At 44.1% G+C, this 18,254-nt stretch carries 21 protein-coding genes; 8 read left to right on the top strand and 13 right to left on the bottom strand.

The genetic code is table 11. The annotated features are described in order from the left end of the window. Window positions 1-21: 21 nt before the first annotated feature. Window positions 22-1,389, bottom strand: coding sequence for an ATP-binding protein (locus tag K5R16_RS13610; RefSeq protein WP_220738104.1), 1,368 nt, complete (start codon window positions 1,387-1,389; stop codon window positions 22-24). Continuing rightward, complete coding sequence (locus K5R16_RS13605; protein ID WP_220738103.1) at window positions 1,390-2,073, bottom strand: response regulator; 684 nt, start codon at window positions 2,071-2,073, stop codon at window positions 1,390-1,392. Between the two features lie 228 nt (window positions 2,074-2,301). Here K5R16_RS13605 and K5R16_RS13600 point away from each other — a divergent pair, with 228 nt between their 5' ends. The 3 genes from K5R16_RS13600 to K5R16_RS13590 all read left to right on the top strand — a co-directional run bounded on the left by K5R16_RS13600 (window position 2,302) and on the right by K5R16_RS13590 (window position 4,543). Further along, window positions 2,302-2,787: a Spy/CpxP family protein refolding chaperone gene (locus K5R16_RS13600; protein ID WP_259649878.1), complete on the top strand. Its 486-nt coding sequence runs from the start codon at window positions 2,302-2,304 to the stop codon at window positions 2,785-2,787. 157 nt (window positions 2,788-2,944) lie between these two features. Next, a complete protein-coding gene (locus K5R16_RS13595) occupies window positions 2,945-3,814 on the top strand; it encodes a cation diffusion facilitator family transporter (protein ID WP_220738102.1) in 870 nt (289 codons plus the stop codon). A gap of 174 nt (window positions 3,815-3,988) precedes the next feature. Beyond that, window positions 3,989-4,543, top strand: coding sequence for a porin family protein (locus K5R16_RS13590; protein WP_220738101.1), 555 nt, complete (start codon window positions 3,989-3,991; stop codon window positions 4,541-4,543). An 82-nt stretch (window positions 4,544-4,625) separates the two neighbouring features. On the opposite strand, the gene glnG is transcribed toward K5R16_RS13590, so the two are convergent. From glnG to K5R16_RS13575, 3 genes are all read right to left on the bottom strand, one after another. After that, the gene (gene glnG, locus K5R16_RS13585; RefSeq protein ID WP_220738119.1) at window positions 4,626-6,041 is read right to left on the bottom strand and encodes a nitrogen regulation protein NR(I); all 1,416 of its coding nucleotides are present in this window, start codon (window positions 6,039-6,041) and stop codon (window positions 4,626-4,628) included. Window positions 6,042-6,052: 11 nt separating this feature from the next. Further along, a complete protein-coding gene (glnL, locus tag K5R16_RS13580; RefSeq protein ID WP_220738100.1) occupies window positions 6,053-7,093 on the bottom strand; it encodes a nitrogen regulation protein NR(II) in 1,041 nt (346 codons plus the stop codon). A 179-nt stretch (window positions 7,094-7,272) separates the two neighbouring features. Next, the gene (locus tag K5R16_RS13575) at window positions 7,273-7,788 is read right to left on the bottom strand and encodes a DUF4124 domain-containing protein (RefSeq protein ID WP_220738099.1); all 516 of its coding nucleotides are present in this window, start codon (window positions 7,786-7,788) and stop codon (window positions 7,273-7,275) included. Window positions 7,789-7,981: 193 nt separating this feature from the next. Here K5R16_RS13575 and K5R16_RS22620 point away from each other — a divergent pair, with 193 nt between their 5' ends. Continuing rightward, a complete protein-coding gene (locus tag K5R16_RS22620) occupies window positions 7,982-8,554 on the top strand; it encodes a type II secretion system protein (RefSeq protein ID WP_220738098.1) in 573 nt (190 codons plus the stop codon). Window positions 8,555-8,580: 26 nt separating this feature from the next. Continuing rightward, on the top strand, window positions 8,581-9,150 hold the full coding sequence (locus K5R16_RS13565) for an MliC family protein (RefSeq protein WP_220738097.1): 570 nt from the start codon (window positions 8,581-8,583) through the stop codon (window positions 9,148-9,150). A gap of 52 nt (window positions 9,151-9,202) precedes the next feature. Here the strand turns inward: K5R16_RS13565 and K5R16_RS13560 are convergent, their stop codons facing one another. From K5R16_RS13560 to K5R16_RS13540, 5 genes are all read right to left on the bottom strand, one after another. Further along, window positions 9,203-9,826, bottom strand: coding sequence for a glutathione S-transferase family protein (locus K5R16_RS13560; RefSeq protein WP_220738096.1), 624 nt, complete (start codon window positions 9,824-9,826; stop codon window positions 9,203-9,205). Window positions 9,827-9,895: 69 nt separating this feature from the next. Then, window positions 9,896-10,573 carry a type 1 glutamine amidotransferase domain-containing protein gene (locus K5R16_RS13555; RefSeq protein ID WP_220738095.1) on the bottom strand — a complete coding sequence of 226 codons (678 nt, stop codon included), beginning with the start codon at window positions 10,571-10,573 and terminating at the stop codon, window positions 9,896-9,898. Window positions 10,574-10,665: 92 nt separating this feature from the next. Continuing rightward, window positions 10,666-11,823 carry an iron-containing alcohol dehydrogenase gene (locus K5R16_RS13550; protein WP_220738094.1) on the bottom strand — a complete coding sequence of 386 codons (1,158 nt, stop codon included), beginning with the start codon at window positions 11,821-11,823 and terminating at the stop codon, window positions 10,666-10,668. 118 nt (window positions 11,824-11,941) lie between these two features. Beyond that, entirely contained in the window at window positions 11,942-12,544 is a 603-nt protein-coding gene (locus K5R16_RS13545) for a TetR/AcrR family transcriptional regulator (RefSeq protein ID WP_220738093.1), read from the bottom strand. Window positions 12,545-12,667: 123 nt separating this feature from the next. Further along, window positions 12,668-13,129 carry an Lrp/AsnC family transcriptional regulator gene (locus K5R16_RS13540; RefSeq protein ID WP_220738092.1) on the bottom strand — a complete coding sequence of 154 codons (462 nt, stop codon included), beginning with the start codon at window positions 13,127-13,129 and terminating at the stop codon, window positions 12,668-12,670. A gap of 161 nt (window positions 13,130-13,290) precedes the next feature. Between K5R16_RS13540 and K5R16_RS13535 the strand changes: the two genes are divergently transcribed. Then, window positions 13,291-14,466, top strand: coding sequence for a monodechloroaminopyrrolnitrin synthase PrnB family protein (locus K5R16_RS13535; protein ID WP_220738091.1), 1,176 nt, complete (start codon window positions 13,291-13,293; stop codon window positions 14,464-14,466). A 1-nt stretch (window position 14,467) separates the two neighbouring features. Beyond that, complete coding sequence (locus K5R16_RS13530) at window positions 14,468-15,583, top strand: aminotransferase class V-fold PLP-dependent enzyme (RefSeq protein ID WP_220738090.1); 1,116 nt, start codon at window positions 14,468-14,470, stop codon at window positions 15,581-15,583. A gap of 228 nt (window positions 15,584-15,811) precedes the next feature. On the opposite strand, the gene K5R16_RS13525 is transcribed toward K5R16_RS13530, so the two are convergent. Continuing rightward, complete coding sequence (locus tag K5R16_RS13525; RefSeq protein WP_220738089.1) at window positions 15,812-16,114, bottom strand: hypothetical protein; 303 nt, start codon at window positions 16,112-16,114, stop codon at window positions 15,812-15,814. Window positions 16,115-16,358: 244 nt separating this feature from the next. Here K5R16_RS13525 and K5R16_RS13520 point away from each other — a divergent pair, with 244 nt between their 5' ends. Further along, window positions 16,359-17,378 carry an oxidoreductase gene (locus K5R16_RS13520; protein WP_220738088.1) on the top strand — a complete coding sequence of 340 codons (1,020 nt, stop codon included), beginning with the start codon at window positions 16,359-16,361 and terminating at the stop codon, window positions 17,376-17,378. Between the two features lie 68 nt (window positions 17,379-17,446). Here the strand turns inward: K5R16_RS13520 and K5R16_RS13515 are convergent, their stop codons facing one another. Continuing rightward, complete coding sequence (locus K5R16_RS13515; protein WP_220738087.1) at window positions 17,447-17,761, bottom strand: helix-turn-helix domain-containing protein; 315 nt, start codon at window positions 17,759-17,761, stop codon at window positions 17,447-17,449. A gap of 49 nt (window positions 17,762-17,810) precedes the next feature. Further along, on the bottom strand, window positions 17,811-18,239 hold the full coding sequence (locus tag K5R16_RS13510; protein WP_220738086.1) for a hypothetical protein: 429 nt from the start codon (window positions 18,237-18,239) through the stop codon (window positions 17,811-17,813). Window positions 18,240-18,254: the final 15 nt, after the last annotated feature.

Below are 18,254 nucleotides of genomic sequence, written 5' to 3'. Positions count from 1 at the left end.
ATTTTCCTCTATATTGCTAAGTTAGCGCGGTAGGGTAATTGTGACTTTCAAACCATTGGGCTGACAATTTTCGGCCTTTATCTGGCCTTGATGAGCACTAATTGCCGCTTCTGCAATCGCTAAGCCTAATCCCCAACCGCCGGACTCTCTGTCACGGGCTGATTGTGGTCGATAAAATGGCTTGAAAATAGCTTCTAAATCGGCTGCATCCGGGATCCCAGGGCCATCATCAATAATTTCAAGTTTAAGCTGTTGAGCTGAAATTGAAGTTTGAATAGTAACTTGCGACGTTGCATAACGAATTGCATTGCGCAGTAAGTTCTCTACGGCTCGAGTGAGCGGCCTTGGGTAAATGGGCAGCTGTATCGATTCATCGATATCAATATGCAGTAGTTTGTTCTGTTGTTGGGCTTCAAAGTCAGCATCATCGAGCACCTGACTTAACGCTTCGGCAAGTTCTAGCTGATGTTTCGACTCATTGGCATTTAGCTTCACCCTTGAAAGCTCTAATAGTTCAGCAATCATCTTCTCTAATTGGTCGGCTTCATACTCTATTCGTTCAGTCTCCTGTGTGTCTTGCCCTTTTTTACGACTCAATGCCAAGGATAGTTTTAGTCGTGTCAAAGGAGTGCGCAGCTCATGAGAAATATCGCTGATGAGTCGCTGCTGACTGTTGACCATATCTTCAACGGAATCGGCCATGCCATTAAAAGCTTGCGCCAGTTGACCAATTTCATCATTACGCTTAGCGGTGGCCGTGTCGACACGGCTACTGAGATCGCCGTTAGCGAGTGCATCGGCACTGGTTTTGAGTGAGCGAAGTGGCTTACCAAGGTGCCAAGCAAATAAGCCACAGAGCAAACCAGACAATAAAATCGCAATACTTAATGTCAGTAATTTATTGTCAATAAAGAAGAAGAACCACGGACGGGGGTGGTGCTCTGGAAGTCGGCCGTATAGAGCATATTGCTTGCCCTCGACTTGAAATTCATAAGGACCAAATAATAACTCATCTCTAAACTGGTGCTTTATTGGCTTACCCGCTTCATCTGCCAATAACATAAATCGGCGCAGTGCTCGTGAAGGTTTATGGGTATTGAGCACATTGGCATTCTCATCGACAAGGTAGATCCTCAGCGGGCGGCCATTGCTTTCTTTAAAGCGACTAAAACGTTTGATCCGCTCAGGCTGTAGCACCTGTGGCGATTCCATTATCTTGTGGGCAAACTTTGATAGCAGTCTTTCAAGATGAGGTGGAAGTGCTGACTGGTCATGATTTTGTTGCAGCAGCGGTAGCAGGCCGATTAGCGCAATGATGAGTGAGCTGCAGAGCCAAAAGCCAAGCAGCAATTTTACAAAAATATTATTGGGGCTTTTTCGTATTGGCATCTAAGGTAACCAGATATAGCCTTTACCGCGGATGGTTTTTACCCTTGGGCGACCATCGATGCGTTCGGGCATTTTCTTTCGTAGGTTAGACAGGTGCATGTCTAAACTGCGATCAAATGGCATCAGTTTTTTACCTAACACCTTTTCGCTGAGTGTCTCTTTAGATGCAAGCTCTCCAGCATTTTGTACTAGCTCAAATAACAAACTAAATTCAGTACCCGTGAGTACAATAAGTTGTTCCTGGCAGTGCACTTCTTGGCGGGCTGGATCTAAGTTGAGATCGCCAAAAGTGTGTACTGCTTGAGTTTTATCATCAGGCTGCACATTGGTGCGGCGAATGATGGCGCGAATTCGAGCAACAAGTTCACGGTCATTAAAAGGTTTTGGCAGATAGTCATCAGCGCCAATTTCAAGGCCGACAACTCTGTCTATCTCATCACCACGTGCGGTTAACATCAGCACCGGGGTTTGCTTTTTAGTGCGTAGTGCACGTAATACTTCAAAGCCGTTGAGTTTTGGGAGCATGACATCTAGCAAGATAAGGTCAAAGGATTGCTCCACAGCGAGATCGAGTCCAGCCTGTCCGTCATGAGCTAACGTCAGTTCAAACCCTTCAAGTTCTAATAGCTGTGCCAGCAGTTCTGAAAGACCTAAGTCATCATCTATCAACAATATACGGCTCATGTTAACCCTTTTTAGCTTACTTAATATTTGGAGTATACCTTGTTTGGTGTCAATTGCAGTTTAGGAGTGTAATTGAACGTAAAGATGGTAGTTGACACGTTTAGTTGCAGGAGATTTACAGTGTTTTACGCAAGCTAAACCCTCACTTACATTGCAATCTCTATACTGGAAAGCGTCAATTACAGCTTAGCGATGCCAAGCTCAGTAAAACCTAAAGAGGCTACCATTATGAAAAACAATACATTGAAAGCAAGTTTGCTCGCCATAGTGGCTAGCACTACATTATTAACTGCGGGTGTTTATGCTGCTGATAATGCTAAAGACTCTAACGACGGTCATGGTAAACAAGGGTATCACCAAATGAAAGGTGATCGTGGCGGTCATAAAGACATGCGCAAAATGTTCCGCGGTTTAGATCTAACGGATGAACAAAAAACCGAATTAAAGGCATTGTTTACTTCGCATCGTGATGAGATGAAGCAAAGCCGTCCATCAAAAGAGGAAAGGGCTGCACAGAAAGAGCAGATGTTGAACTTTATTACAGCCACTAACTTTAGTGAAGATGAAGTTAGACAAGCATTAGCGGCTAAGCAAGAAGCACGTCAGCAAAAAGCCGTAGATATGTTGAAATTGCAAAACCAAGCCTATCAGTTGTTGACGCCTGAGCAGCAAGAGAAGTTTAAGCAACGTTTTGCTAAGCACGGTAAAAGATAACAAGTCGCTATTGTGGATTAAGTAATTGACTGACTCGTTGATTACTTTTATCTATTAAGCTGATTGTATTAACTTGGGAGGAGTCATCGGATTTTCTTCCAAGTTTGTTATAAACTTAAGCTCTGTGTTTCCCTTACTGTATTAGTAAACAGATCTTATGAATGACTCTTCCCAATATGACTTTTGGGTTAAACTGGCTAGCCGCGCTGCGGTTGCGACAGCATTAACCCTTATTGTTATTAAGCTTGCTGCATGGATGTACTCTGGCTCAGCCAGTATGCTGGCTTCTTTAACTGATTCCTTTGCTGATGCTTTGGCTTCTATCGTTAACTTTATTGCGATTCGTTATGCCATCGTGCCAGCAGATCAAGATCATCGTTATGGTCATGGTAAAGCAGAGCCATTAGCGGCTCTCGCACAATCTGCCTTTATTCTAGGCTCTGCCTTTCTGTTATTTTTCCACGGTGGAGAGCGTCTAATTAATCCTGTAGAAGTTAAGCATGCCACTTTAGGCGTGATTGTTTCTATTATTGCGATAATCATGACCTTTGCACTGGTAATGCTACAAAAAAGGGCACTTGCGGCAACCTCTAGCACTGTGGTTGAAGCCGATGCTTTGCACTATAAATCAGACCTATTTTTAAATGCTGCGGTTTTGCTTGCCTTAGTGCTGTCGCAATACGGCTGGTGGTGGGCTGATGGTTTATTTGCAGTCTTGATTGCGTTGTTTATAGGTCAGCAAGCAATAGGACTTGCCTATCGGTCGGTGCAATCACTGCTTGATCGTGAGCTAGACGATGAAACGCGAACTAAAATCACTGATATCGCTATTAACGATCCTCAAGTTAGAGGTATTCATGATCTTCGTACCCGTGAGTCAGGCAAAACCATGTTCATTCAATTCCATTTAGAGTTGGATGGTGCGCTGAGCCTTGAGCAGGCTCATAATATAGCGGTTGAAACCTCAAGCAGGATCCGCCAAGAGTTTACTGATGCAGAGGTCATTATCCATCAAGATCCAGTATGAAATCGGGCTAGTTTGATACAAGAATGAGGCTCTACCTCGTTGAATAAATGTTGTGCATATGGCTTCTATGGTTGCAAAAAGGTAATTAAAATAATTGTTTACATATGTATGTAGCAATTTGTATCATCGCTATGGTAAATTCCTTCGCATCAAAAACGATGTAGGGAATGAATCATGAAAAAATTATCAATTATAGCGCTAGCAGTATTAGGTTTAACCACTTCAACAGTTGCTTCTGCAGAGACAGATCGTGTTGGCGCATACGTTGGTGGTCAAATTGGTGCTTTTTCAGCAGATGTTGAAGGCGATTCTGAGTCTGGACAAAGCTATGGTGCTTACGGTGGATACAACTTTAACGAATGGTTTGGTTTAGAAGGTACTATCTACGTCACTAACGACTTTGTTGATAATGAATTCGGTAGCATACATGCTGCATCTTTTAGTGTTGCGCCAAAGTTTACGCTTGTGCTTAACGATACGTTTTCTTTGTACGGTAAAATCGGTGTGGCATCAGTAGCTGTTGTTGCAGATAGCTTCATTCGTGACGTTGATTACTCAGGTTTTGGGTTAACTGTTGGTGCGGGTGTTAATGCTGCAATCACAGATAGTCTAAATATCCGTTTGGGTTATGACTTTACCTCTGCAGACCTTGATTCAGATGATTTTGGTGCCCAAGATATTGATATGGATCTGTCGAACGTCACGCTAGGCATGCATTACCAGTTCTAAGCATAGTTGATGCTGTATCTTGCTAGTAATAAAAAAGGATATCGTTTGATATCCTTTTTTAGTTTTGAGCCTGGGGCTTCAGCTATTCCATTGCGAGCTCTTTAAGCTTGCGAGTTAAGGTGTTACGTCCCCAACCTAAGCGCTTGGCAGCTTCCTGCTTATGGCCATTGGTATGCTTTAGTGCTGTTTCCAACAAGATACGCTCAAAAGCTGGTTGAACTTCCGTAAGCAGATCGCTTTCACCATCTGCTAGGCGTTGATCAATCCACAGCTTAAGTGCCGTTTCCCAATCATTATCATGACTATTTATCTCGGTGGATACATTGGTATCTTGTAGTAATTCAGGCGGTAAGTCTTGCGGTAAAATCTCTTGCCCTGACGCCATTACCGTTAACCAGCGACAAGTATTCTCCAGTTGACGTACGTTACCCGGCCAAGGCAAAGTCGCTAGCTTATTGGCCGTTTCCTTGGTTAATGTTTTCGGTTCTACATCGATCTCTTTTGCGGCAATGGCTAGAAAGTGGCGAGCCAGTTGAGCAATATCTTCTCGTCGTTGCGATAAAGGTGGCAGATGCACTCGAATTACATTGAGTCGGTGGAACAGATCTTCTCGAAATTCACCTTGCTGCACTAGTAACTCTAGATTTTGGTGGGTTGCAGCAATAATTCGCACATCGACTTGCACTGGCGAGTGGCCACCCACTCGGTAAAACTGCCCATCTGCTAAGACCCTGAGTAAACGTGTTTGCACATCGAGTGGCATATCACCTATTTCATCGAGAAACAGCGTACCGCCATTAGCCTGTTCAAATCGCCCTTGGCGCACACTACCTGCGCCGGTAAAGGCACCTTTCTCATGTCCAAACAGCTCTGACTCAATGAGGTCTTTGGGAATAGCCGCCATGTTGATGGCAATAAAAGATTTATCTTTTCTCGGGCTGTGCTTGTGCAACGCGCTTGCTACCAGTTCTTTACCCGTTCCTGATTGGCCATTAATCAATACGCTAATTGATGATCGTGATAGTCGGCCAATAGCTCTAAAGACTTCTTGCATCGCCGGGGCTTCGCCAATGATTTCTGGTGTAGCAATAACGGGCTCTGCTGCAGTGTTGCAGCTATTTTGTTCGTTAGCATGTGTTATCGCTCGCTCAACCAAGGAAATGGCTTCATCGATATCAAATGGTTTTGGCAGGTATTCAAATGCGCCAGCTTGGTAGGCGCTAACAGCGCTATCAAGATCTGAGTGTGCCGTCATAATAATAACGGGAATATGCGGGTAGTGGCTTTGCAAGCGCTCCAGTAAAGTTAACCCGTCGGTGCCTGGCATACGAATATCAGACACGATGACTTTGGGCTCCGCCATTTCTAAAGCGTCCCATAGCGACTCTGCAGCAGCGAAGCTGGCGCTGCTTAAATTGGCACTTTTGAGCGATTTTTCAAGTACCCAGCGAATAGAGCTATCATCATCGAGGACCCACACTTGTTCTGTCATGTTTATATATTCCTCAATTAACTATTGATGGGTAAGGTGATGGTGAAAGCGGTACGACCGATAGATGAGTCACAATCAATGCGGCCGCCGTGGAGACGGGCAAAGTTATGGGCAATAGATAAGCCTAAGCCTGAGCCTTGTTCGCGGCCGGTTACCATTGGGTAAAATAACGTGTCCATCAGCTCGGGATTAATGCCTGGGCCGTTATCAATAACGGATAACATCAATACCAATTTATGCCGCTGGGTGCCAATAGTGACTTGATGCTGAGTACGGGTTTTTATACGGATATTCCCGCCTGCTTTGTCGAGTGCTTGTACCGCGTTTTGCACAATATTAAGCAGAGCTTGCTGTAGCTGATCGGGATCCATTTCGATATCAGGGATCGAGGGATCATAATCTTGGGTTAGGTCAATATTTTGCGGCAGAGTTAGATTGACCAACTGCAATACCTTATGTACCACTTCGTGGATGTTATAGAGGCTATGCTGGGTTGGTTTTTGTGGCCCTAATAACCGGTCAACCAAGCCTCGTAGCCGATCTGCTTGCTCAATAATAAGGTCGGTAAACTCATTGAGCTCAGGCTCCTTAAGCTCTCGCGATAAAAGCTGCGCCGCGCCGCGCAACCCTCCTAATGGATTTTTGATCTCATGAGCGAGATTTCTCACTAGAAATTGTGCCGCTTGTTGCTGGGCATCTTGAGTGAGTTGTTGGTGGATCCGTCGTTGCTGATCGACCTGTCTTAACTCAAGTAGCGCTTGGCTATTTTCTTGTTCAATTGGGGTTAAGGTGACATCAACAGTATGCTGCTGCCCATCAAGGGTGACGAGCGATACCGTGTTAACCGTAAGCCCCTGATTGTCTCTTATGGCGACTTGTAGCAGTGGCAAGTCGACTGCTAAGGTTTGATAGTGGTTAGGAAAGCTCAGTTCAAGCAGCTTATTGTTACTCACGCCTAAGAGTTGCTCTGTAGCGACATTAGTATAAAGCAGCTCGAGTTCATCATTTATGACCAGCACCGCAGTCACTAAGTGATTGAGCAATAAACCTGTATCCATCTACGACTCCGCCTTATTCAGTTGCACCATTTTGGGACTTTAATTTGGTTGCACCACTATGGTGCACCAAAGTGGTGCGCTCTGCAACTAGACTTCATCGAAGCAATAATGCTAATTATTAAAAAGTAATACTTTGTATTTAAAGGTTTTAATGTATTTTATCGCCTTTATTGTAAGCACTATCTAGCTCTATTTTGTATTGTTCGATGAAGAAATACTTTTCTTGGTGGGGTAGATGCAAGTAGTTTGCCGTCTTGTGTTAGTGCCTTGATAATAAAGCTATGCTCGCCACGATCTATATTGGTCACTCGGAACAAGCCTCTTTGTTGCGCATCTCCATACTGCTTGCCATCCATAAACAGAACAAGTAGGTGAGAGGAGGCGAGTTCTGGCTCAAGCTGCACCGCGATTGAGATCTCGCCTTCGTTACTTCTAATGGTTTCCTCTTCGCTTGGCGAAGTGATACGCATTTTATAATTGACGCGATCAGCCGTCAGTTGGGCGGACTCTGCCTTGATATAAGGCTGGGGAAGTTTTACTTGGTTTTCGGTATTTTTATTAAACTCTACCACTTCGGCATTTTTGACAGGCTCGTCAGAAAAATGAACTTTGCCATCTTCATCTACCCACTTGTATACCGTTGCATGGACCAGCGGGCTAATGAGTAGAGCTAAGATAAGTAAACTGAGGCGCATAGTGGTTTCCTTGATGAACATTGGCTTAGTCAGATTAACGCTTTTTTAACAATAAATCATGAACTTTGTTGCCGCTAACTTATACTGGCTCTTAAGATATTCATGTTAAATATTAGCCACGGCGACTTTTGTGCTACTGTTGAATAGAGAAGCGCACAGCGTACATGGATATAGTAGATATAGGGAATAGGGTGTGAAAAAATCCAATCTAGGCTTTACCTTAATTGAGCTGGTTGTAGTCATTATTGTACTGGGAATTTTGGCGGTGATTGCAGCGCCGAAATTCCTCGATTTAAGAACAGATGCAGAAACATCGGTATTAAAAGGCATGCAAGGTAGTCTAAAGTCAGCGCGAGATCTAGTGGCTGCCCAAATTGCGCTTAGGCCGGAAAATTTAAGTGCTGACAATCGAAGTTTCACGCTTGAAAATGGCCAAGTGATAGAGGTGCGTGGTCAATATCCTGATGGGCGCTGGGAAGATACCTTCGACCAGATTGTTGACTTTGATAGCGTGACATTTGTGACTAATAACCAGTGTACTGAAGATAACTCTGCTACTGCTTGGTGTGCGCGTGAGAGAAATCGTGCTTGGTTTGATAGTCGTGGTTATAGCGCAGAGCGTGGCCGGGGTTTTGTTATTTTTCCGCAGGGTAATAACGTTAATCAGGATGCTTGTTACCTGTATTATTTTACGCCTAATCGCGGCAATGTTGTTGGTTTAGGCAGCTTACCGATAGTTGAATTAGATCTAACCGATTGCAGTTAAGCTGAATAAATTTCGAAGAGGGGTTTATGACAATAAGATTATGGTTAATGTTGACTCTTTTTATCAGTTTCCCATCATTAGCGGCGTCGCCAAGTTTTGACTGTAACAAGGCAAATGGTGAAGTTGAAATACTGATCTGCAACGATGAAGGACTGGCTAAGTTAGATAGACGGCTGGCAAGCGTTTACCACCAAGCCTTGGCTAATATCCCAGCCGCAGAGCAACCTAAGGCGATGCAAAGAGGTTGGATAAAAGGGCGCAATGATTGCTGGAAGTCAGCAGATGTTCGTCAATGCACAGCGCAAAACTACCAAAGCCGCATCATTGAATTGCAGATTGAGGGAGGGTTATTGGAAGTCCCTGCCAGTGTGGTGTTTAATTGCGGTGAGTTCTCACAGATCACTGCCGTTTTTTATACTCAATTAGAACCCGTAACTGCAGTTTTTAGCTTTGATGATCATCAGTTGATTGCCAGCAATGTGATCAGTGCGAGTGGCGCCAAGTATCAGGGGCAAAACTTTGAGTTTTGGGAGCATCATGGCGAAGCTAGCGTTCGCTATTTTGACACTGCAGCGAAATGTAAAATCCGAAAATAATAAAGGCAGCTATAAGCTGCCTTTTTACTTCTTCAAGTAGAACGGGTATAGATTAGCTATTCTCGTACTTTAATTCTATTTCACCCGCCTTAATGCTGTTAGCGTGTTGAGCTAACTGTTTGGCATAGGTGGCGATATGAGGGTATTTCTCCGTTTCACCACTGGCAACTAACAGCTCTACGATGAACGACATCATGATGTCTGCCCCAGTGAGTTTATCTGCAACTAAGTAGCGTTTTCCAGCTAAAGCTTGGTTGACATAGCTGAGAATTTTTTCAGTTTCTACGGCCGCGTAACCTTCTAAGAAATTGGTTTGGCAGCCATCTTTAGCGACAAACATTCTCAGTAGTAAAGGTAATATGGCTGAGCTTTCAGCGAAGTGAAGCCACTGCAGATACTCGACATAATCACTACTGCCTTTTTCTGGAGCGAGCTTACCTGCTGCATGAGTATCAATAAGATACTCGGTGATCGCACCTGACTCGGCAATAACCTGTTGTTTATATTCAATTACCGGAGACTTACCCAATGGGTGGATCGCTTTAAGCTCTGGTGGCGCTAAGAAGGTTTGGCTATCTCGCTGATATGCTTTAACTTGATAGTCTAGTCCCAGCTCTTCAAGTAACCAGATAATCCGCTTTGAGCGTGATTTGTTGAGATGATGCAGAGTGATCATTGGCAGTCCTTTACAAAATATATTGAGCGGCGAACCCAAAAGTACGCCGCTTATAACTAGCGATGGCTATTACTTAAGCTGCTTGATGATCTCATCGGCCACAACTTCAGAAGATGCTGGGTTTTGACCAGTAATGAGGTTGCCATCAACGGCTAAATAGCTCGCCCAATCATCACTCTTACTGTAAAGCGCACCGTGAGCTAGCATCATATCTTCAACAAGGTAAGGTACGATGTCGGTCAGCTGCACAGCAGCCTCTTCAGTATTAGTAAAGCCCGTTACTTTTTTACCGGCAACTAATGGTGTGCCATCAGCAGCTTTGACATTTTTAAGCGCCCCAGGTGCATGACATACCAGGCCGACAGGTTTACTTGCTTGATAAAAGTTCTCTATCAGTGCAATCGAATTCGTATCATTGGTTAGATCCCAAAGTGGGCCGTGACCGCCTGGGTAAAAAACAGCGTCATAATCATCAGCGTTAACTTGTGCAAGCACTTGGGTGCTAGCAAGTTGTTGCTGCGCATCACTGTCCTTATTGAATCTATCTGTCGCCGCCGTTTGAAAGTCTGGTTGCTCACTGCTTGGATCGAGTGGTGGCTGGCCGCCAGCTGGTGACGCTAGGGTGACGTTAAACCCGCTGTCTTTAAAGCGATAGTATGGGCTGGCAAACTCTTCCAACCAAAAACCTGTTTTTAATCCGGTATCGCCTAGTTTGTCGTGTGAGGTTAGTACCATTAATACATTCATTTAATAATCCTTGTTGGTGCTTAATTGTTGTAGGCATAACCCGCTTTACCAGCGGGGTATGCGATAAGTTGATTGCAGTCGAGTTATTATGCTTACAGGTTGCGCTCTAAAATTTTGCGGCTCATGGCGAGATCAACATCTTGCTTTTCGCCTAAAGCTGTCATGCCGTGAGCTTCTAGTTGTTCGATCACTTTGTCGATGCTGCTGGCATCTAAACCATAGTCGGTCAGGCGAGTATTGATACCCATAGCTTCGAAAAATTCGCGTGTTTTAGCGATTGCTGCATCGATAATTTCGTCGTTAGTACCTTGAGTGAGTCCCCAGACACGATCGGCATACTGCAGTAGCTTCTCTGCCTTACCTTCGCGGCGACAATCAAGCATACCTGGCAATACGATAGCGATAGTGCGGGCGTGGTCGATGTCGTAAAGTGCTGTGAGTTCATGACCAATCATATGGGTTGCCCAGTCATGGGGAACACCACGGCCAATTACACCACTAAGTGCCATTGTGGCTACCCACATTAGGTTAGCTCTAACATCAAAATCTTTTGGTTCGCTCAAGGCTTTAGGGCCAAGCTCTATGAGTGTTTGTAGTAAACCTTCTGCAAAGCGGTCTTGCACGGCAGCATTTACAGGGTAGGTTAAGTACTGCTCAGTGATATGAATAAATGCATCTACCACACCGTTGGCGACTTGACGCTCTGGCAGGGTAAAGGTTTTACTCGGATCTAAAACGGAGAATTTTGGATAGACATGATCGCTCATGAATGACAGCTTAGCTTGATACTCTTTACGAGTTACAACGCTGGCGCTGTTCATCTCAGAACCTGTTGCTGGCAGTGTCAGTACTGTACCGAAAGGCATTGCTTGAGTGACTTTTGCGCCCCAGCTTAAAAGAATATCCCATGGCTCACCTTCAAAAAGTGCTGCAGCCGCAACAAACTTAGTACCATCGATAACTGAGCCACCACCCACTGCGAGTAGAAAGTCGATGTTCTGCTGTTTAACTATTTCAACAGCTTGCATTAATGTCTCGTAGGTCGGGTTCGCTTCGATACCGCCAAATTCAACGATTTCACGCTGGCCTAGTGCGGCTTTTACTTCGCCTAACGTGCCAGTTTTCTCTGCGCTGCTACCACCAAATAACACTAATACTTTTGCATCTTTTGCGACTAGGTTGTCCAGTTCCGCAATCTTTCCTTCACCAAAGCTAATGTGGGTTGGATTGTAATAATCAAAGCTGTTCATAATGGTTCCTATCTATCGATGCTTTGCACCGAATGAATATAATTTAGTAGACCAGTCGTCTAGTAAGTAGTTAAAAAATACCCGCCTTAAGCATAGGCGGGGGAGATAAAACTGTTGGCTATTTCAGCGGAGGGATAGGCTGTGCCAACAGGGCTTTGGTGAATTGCAATACGCGTTCGATTGCATTTGGATCACGGGATAACTTATTTTTTAAGCTAGCACCTAACCAAAGCTGATATAAGGTTTCTGCTGTTATGTCTGCTTGCATTGTTGGCAGTGAGCCATCTTCAATACCAGCTTGAATACATCCAGCAAGGCGAGCTATTACTGCCGATGAACCCTTATCAAGCGCAAGACGCATTGATTCAGATAGGTCGGCGACTTCAGCACTTAGCTTAACCACTAAGCACTTCTGGTCGATACTGCAATCGCTCTGTGTTGTTTGCCAGCGTAACCAATAGCTCATCAGTCGATCAAGACCCGACCCATGTCGAGGCTCAAACAATTCATCGATACTGCTAAGGTATCCTTTGAAGTAGCTATTGATTATCTCCTCGCCAAACTGCTCCTTAGATTTGAAGTAGTGGTAGAACGAGCCTTTTGGCACCTCGGCAAATTTTAAGATCTGCGATAAGCCGACATTCGAGAAGCCTTTACTCGAAATAAGGCTATAGCCAGAATCGATAATATGTTGACGTGTTTGCTGAGATTCAATTTTCATGCTTAGTATCTTACCGTGTATTAGACCGGTCGTCTAGTAAGTTTAGTGTTGTTGATTTATCTGTAATGTCTTTAACCTAAGTCTGAGATTGCACTTTAATTTAAACTGTTGATAGTAGAGGGGTTAGTCAACTTGCAACGGTAAGGTGCTACGAGAGAAATTTTGCTTTAGCACTACGGTAGACTCGATACCCGCAATACAATTAAGGCTACCAAGGGATTTTTTTACAAAACTTTCGTAGCTAAGTAGATCGCTCGCGACGATTTTTAAAACGTAGTCATGCCCGCCAGTTACCACTGAACACTCCATTACTTGCTCAAGGTTTTGCATGGCAGTTTCAAAGCGCTCAGCGTGATGGTCGGAATTCTCAGTGAGGCGAACAAATGCATATACCACTACGTTTAGGCCAACCTCTTTTGGCTCTATTTGGGCAGCGTAGCCGCTAATAACACCGCTGCTTTCGAGCTTTCTGACTCGGCGCAGGCAAGGTGTATCAGACATGTTGAGTCGTGAGGCGAGCTCGGAGATTGCAATGCGGCCATGCTTTTGCAAAATAGCGAGAATATTGCGATCTTTGCTATCCAATGAGTCATCCTTTTTATTTGTAGTCTATTTCAACACTATAGCGCTATTTAATGGTGGAATCCGATCTTAAGCTGAAGTTATTCAAAGAAAAATGATGATTTCAACCCAAGAGATGCTGATAGGCTAATTCAACAAAATAATAATAACAATAGGACTCATTAATGACGCTCAATACCCGTGCCTTTGATCACTGGATCCGCACTCGATTTGTCGAAATTAATACCGAATTAGAGCAACTTTATGCTGAGCAGGCAGACCGTGCCAATGTTGAAGGTGTTGGTGAACATCTGAAGCAAGCCTTGGAAGTCGAAGGGCGAGAGATGATTGCGACCCTGCTGGCAGAGGGAAACACCGATGAAGGCTTTGATCATGCCTTTGATCTATTGGGGAATGTAGGTTTGTATATGGCGGCTTGTCGCCGTCATGAGATCACCGAGCCGTCGCGAGAAAGAGTATCACCACTCACTGAAGCATCAGCGTTAGCAATGCACATTGGTGCCTCTATCGGTGTGACGCCAAGATTTGCCACAGCCCATTTAACCACCCATAACAGTGCGCAAAATGGTCTCTATAAACGCTTTACTAACCTGCCTGCGGAAAAGCTATTTGTTGATTACAACACTAAAGGTATTTTGGCGTATAAACGTGCTGCTGATGCGCTAATTAAAATTGAGCCTCTTGGGATTACTCACCCTATTGCTGCTGATTTACTCAAGGTTGCGAAGCAAGCGTTAGTTGATGTTAAAGAATCAAATCAACAGTTATTTAAAAAGCTCGATACTGATGACTTTTTCTATTGTGTAAGACCCTATTACAAGCCATATAGAGTGGGTAGTCAGGTGTATCGTGGTGCCAATGCGGGTGATTTTGCAGGCATTAACGTCATCGATATGTTGTTAGGACTGTGTGAGGCTAATGAACCTGCTTATTCGCAAATGCTGGTGGATAAGTTTTTGTATATGATGCCTGAAGATCAAAGCATTTTGCGTGATTGCATGCGTCGAACCAGCTTTATGGATGAGCTTCTAGCACTACAGCATCTCAATCAGCAACCGTGGTTTACAGAAAATGTAACACTGTTCTTAGAGGTTTGCGCTTTGCATGGTGATACTGCAATTCAACATCATAACGAGCTAGTGAACAAGTACATTGCTGTTCCTTCAAAGAAACTGCAGCAACAGCATATGGACAAGGTGACCGCCAGTGGTCCACCATTACCGGTACTTTTGAATGCATTAGAAAAACTACGCGATCGCAGAGCTGCCGCTGAGCGCAGTGATATCAACACGCGTTATGATGATATTAAGTCGCTCAAAGCCAGTTTAGAGGCGCTTTAATATGAAAGACTTTAAAAACGATTTTATGTTAGCTCCGGGCTGTTACTTATTGAACCACTCAGTGGGGCGGCCACTAAAAACAGCAGAGCAATCTTTTAAACAGCAGTTCTTTACCCCGTGGCAAGATTCAGGTGTAGAACCTTGGGGAGACTGGCTTGGTATTATTGAACGCTTCACTCAGGTGCTATCAACATTGTTTAACGCCCCTGCTAGCGAGTTTTGCCCGCAAGTTAACCTGTCGAGTGCGCTGACAAAGTTGGTGATGTCAGTAGAACGCTTGCAGCAAAATGACGCTGTAGTGTTAATGAGTGAGCTTGATTTTCCGAGTATGGGGTTTGTGCTGAAGAAGGCATTACCTAATGGTTGTGAGCTGCGGTTTATCCCCGCTGAAAGCGACATTACTGACGCTAATGTATGGGGTAGCTATATTACTTCAGATGTTGATATGGTGTTTGTTAGTCATGCTTACTCAAACACGGGGCAGCTATCGCCAATAGAGCAGATTGTCGAAACGGCTAAAGCAAAAGGGGCATTAAGCTTAATCGATATCGCACAGTCAGCAGGGGTTGTACCGCTAGATCTTAACGCGTTGCAGGCCGATTTCATGATAGGTTCTAGCGTTAAATGGTTATGTGGTGGACCTGGAGCGGCTTACCTCTGGGTCAATAATCAACATATCGCAGATTGCCAACCTAAAGATGTCGGCTGGTTTAGCCATGAGAATCCATTCGAGTTTGATATTCATGACTTTCGTTATCATCAAACTGCATTGAAATTTTGGGGCGGTACTCCCTCTATTGCCCCTTACGCCATAGCATCTCACAGCATTGAATATTTTAGTCGCGTGGGCTCGATTGCGCTACGACAACATAACCAACAGTTACTCGATGTTATTACAGAGGAATTAGAAGGCAAAGTGGTTTCTCCTCGCGAGAAAAGCCAGCGCAGCGGTACCATCATTTTAGATTTTGCAGATAAGCAGCAACAAGTCTTACAAACACTAAAAAGCGCTAATGTGAGTGTTGATGTACGGAGTTTGGGAATGCGAGTCTCACCGCATATTTATAATGATGAGGCCGATATCCAGGAGTTCTTGCAACTGGTTAAATCAACATAAAGCTAAGCGACGCTTTTGTTGCATCTATAGGCAGCGAAAGACATCGAGCTAAGTGAAAAGCGCGTAGCGCAGTGATAAAAGCATTGAAACAAATCCGAAGGTCCGCGCTTCTTGGCAATTTTTACTGCGCTATAGGCTACTTGTGGCGAATGACTAAACCCTATAGCCTCAGCTTTATCAAAAGAGCCATAAGCTGCGGCAACAGCAACCTTGAAAGATCATTAAAGTCTAGCGATTAAGTGCACGTAGGTGGGTTTTTCGATAGTCAAACTGTTGGTTTAATCTAGTGATATCACCCAGACTCATTTTCGCGACGACTGTATTGCCTTTATCATCTGATACAAATTTCTGGGCTGTTGCATTTACAAAGTCAACGACATAAACATTGTCTGCAGCTAATGCTTTGGCTGCATCAAGTGCGGCTGTTGCACTGCAATCGTTACACTTTGCCACAGGCGCCATTGCTGCCAAAGTTGATGTTGAGAATAGAAGTGTTGCTAGTATCAATGGAGTCGTAAGGGATGTTTTCATTATTAGTTCCTTCCATAAAACTGTGATTTAGATCACATCTTAGGCGTGCTGCATAATAATTGTCCACTATTTTTTGTGTTTATTTTAAGCTAAGTTGTTGCTTAATATCGGCTTAATTAACCGAGTGCTAATGTTCACTGGGGGAATTAGGATGATTGATATGTTTTTGTCTTTTAAGCGTTAGTTGCCTATTACCTAGTATTAGGTGATAGTTACAGTACTTCAGTATTACAAGGTGAGTTTAATGAAGTTAATCATGTTGTTACTTTGTCTATTCAGTTTTTCAGCGGTCTCCAGTGCGTGGAATACCCAGCAAATAGATGCCAATCTATCATTTCGTGGTAGCGCAGCTGCTGACGGTGTCTTCTGGGTTAGTGGGTCTAAAAATAGCGTATTCCTATCCAAGGATGCAGGGAAAACTTGGCTCGATGTTTCTGTTAAAAACCAACCATTAACTGATTTTCGTGATATTGAAGTGTTTGATGCCAATACGGCGATAGTCATGGGTGCTGGCGAAGGCGAGTTATCTAAACTCTACATTACCGAAGATCAGGGCGCTTCATGGCAGTTATTACTTGAAAACAAACATCAAGCAGGCTTTTTTGATTCGATTGCGTTTTGGGACCGAAATAATGGTCTGTTGTTAGGCGATCCCGTTGGCGGTAGCTTTGTTATTTTGCGTACCCGAGATGGTGGTAAAACTTGGCAACGAATTGCCGAGAAAAAACTCCCAAAAATGCTCGATAGAGAAGTGGCATTTGCGGCCAGCGGTAACACCTTAATGGTCGGTGAGTCTGGCCAAGCATGGTTTACTACTGGCGGTTACAGTAGCTCGATTTATACCTCGCAAGACTTTGGCGAGTATTGGCAACGAACGCATATCCCCTTGTTCGATGACACTCAAACTGCTGGTGGCTATGGGATTTCGATAAATAGTGTTGATGATATTTTTGTGGTTGGTGGCGACTACCAGCAACGGGATAAGCATGATGCCAATATGGTATATTTAAAGAATAAGGTGTGGCATAAAACCCGAAAATCGACACCGGGCCTGCGCACAGCAATGGTTTGTTATCAAGCCACTTGTATCGCGACTGGAAAGCTCGCTACAGATATTTCATTTGACCATGGTTACAGTTGGCAACCGTTGCAGATAGACGGATTAAAACAAGGTTACTATTCGCTGGCTATTGATAACGACACTGTGGTTGCTGCTGGGCATGACGGCAGAGTTGCAGTATTTACCATGCCCCAAAGGCAGTAATTGCCAGGGCAAATTTTTAGCAGCATGAAGATATCATACAAGCCCAAGTGTTTAACTTGGGCTTTGTGTTAGCTTATTGCTAGATAGGTGATAATGGCACCGATACAGGCACCACATACCACTGCAATAGCGAGTATTATTGATTGAGTTCGCAAAGAGACTTGTTGCATCTGTTGGCGGTCGGGAATTGGGATCTGTAACAAATTTTTTTGTTCAACCTCCAGCACTGCACACAAACCCAGTAATGTCTCGCTTGATGCGCTCCCCTCTTTTTCTACTCGCTGAACCGTGCGTAAGCTAATAGCACAAGCATCGGCCAAATGCTGTTGTGTCCAGCCTTTAGATTGGCGCAGTGCTTTTACGGTTATCGCATTAATCTCCATATTTTACTCCGCTAACTCCTTTAGTTTGTTCGATATATCTGGCTTTTAATCAAGCTATAAACTGATGGGCTAACCAGGCTGCTACCCCACCAAAAATGAGCCCAGCGACAAAAAATAGAGATATTAGCTTGAGGGCTGATTTGCCATCCATATTGCGATAGGCCTTGGTTTCTGTAGTGACATACTCGCCATTTTTATAAAGGGCGCAAGCTACAGTGGCAGTCAGAAGACTAGTTACTTGGAATCTCACCTCGTAATCATTACCCATATGGCAGAACTCGTGCGAGCTTTTCATTCCAAGATTACGCTTATCACTCACTACCTCGTCATTAACATAGACGGTTTCTTGGCCTGAATACCCTGAACCGTGAGCAGTAATTCGCACTCCGGCATCTTCAAAATAGTACCAATATCCATTGGTAATCGTGGGCATATCCATAATGCTATCCATTTTATGTCGAGTAATTGAGTTTTCCATAATGTGCTCCTTGCT

Origin of the sequence: Shewanella sp. c952, from assembly GCF_019654975.1 — a bacterium.
Taxonomy (GTDB): Bacteria; Pseudomonadota; Gammaproteobacteria; order Enterobacterales; family Shewanellaceae; genus Shewanella.
This window is presented reverse-complemented; position numbering and strand designations above follow the sequence as displayed.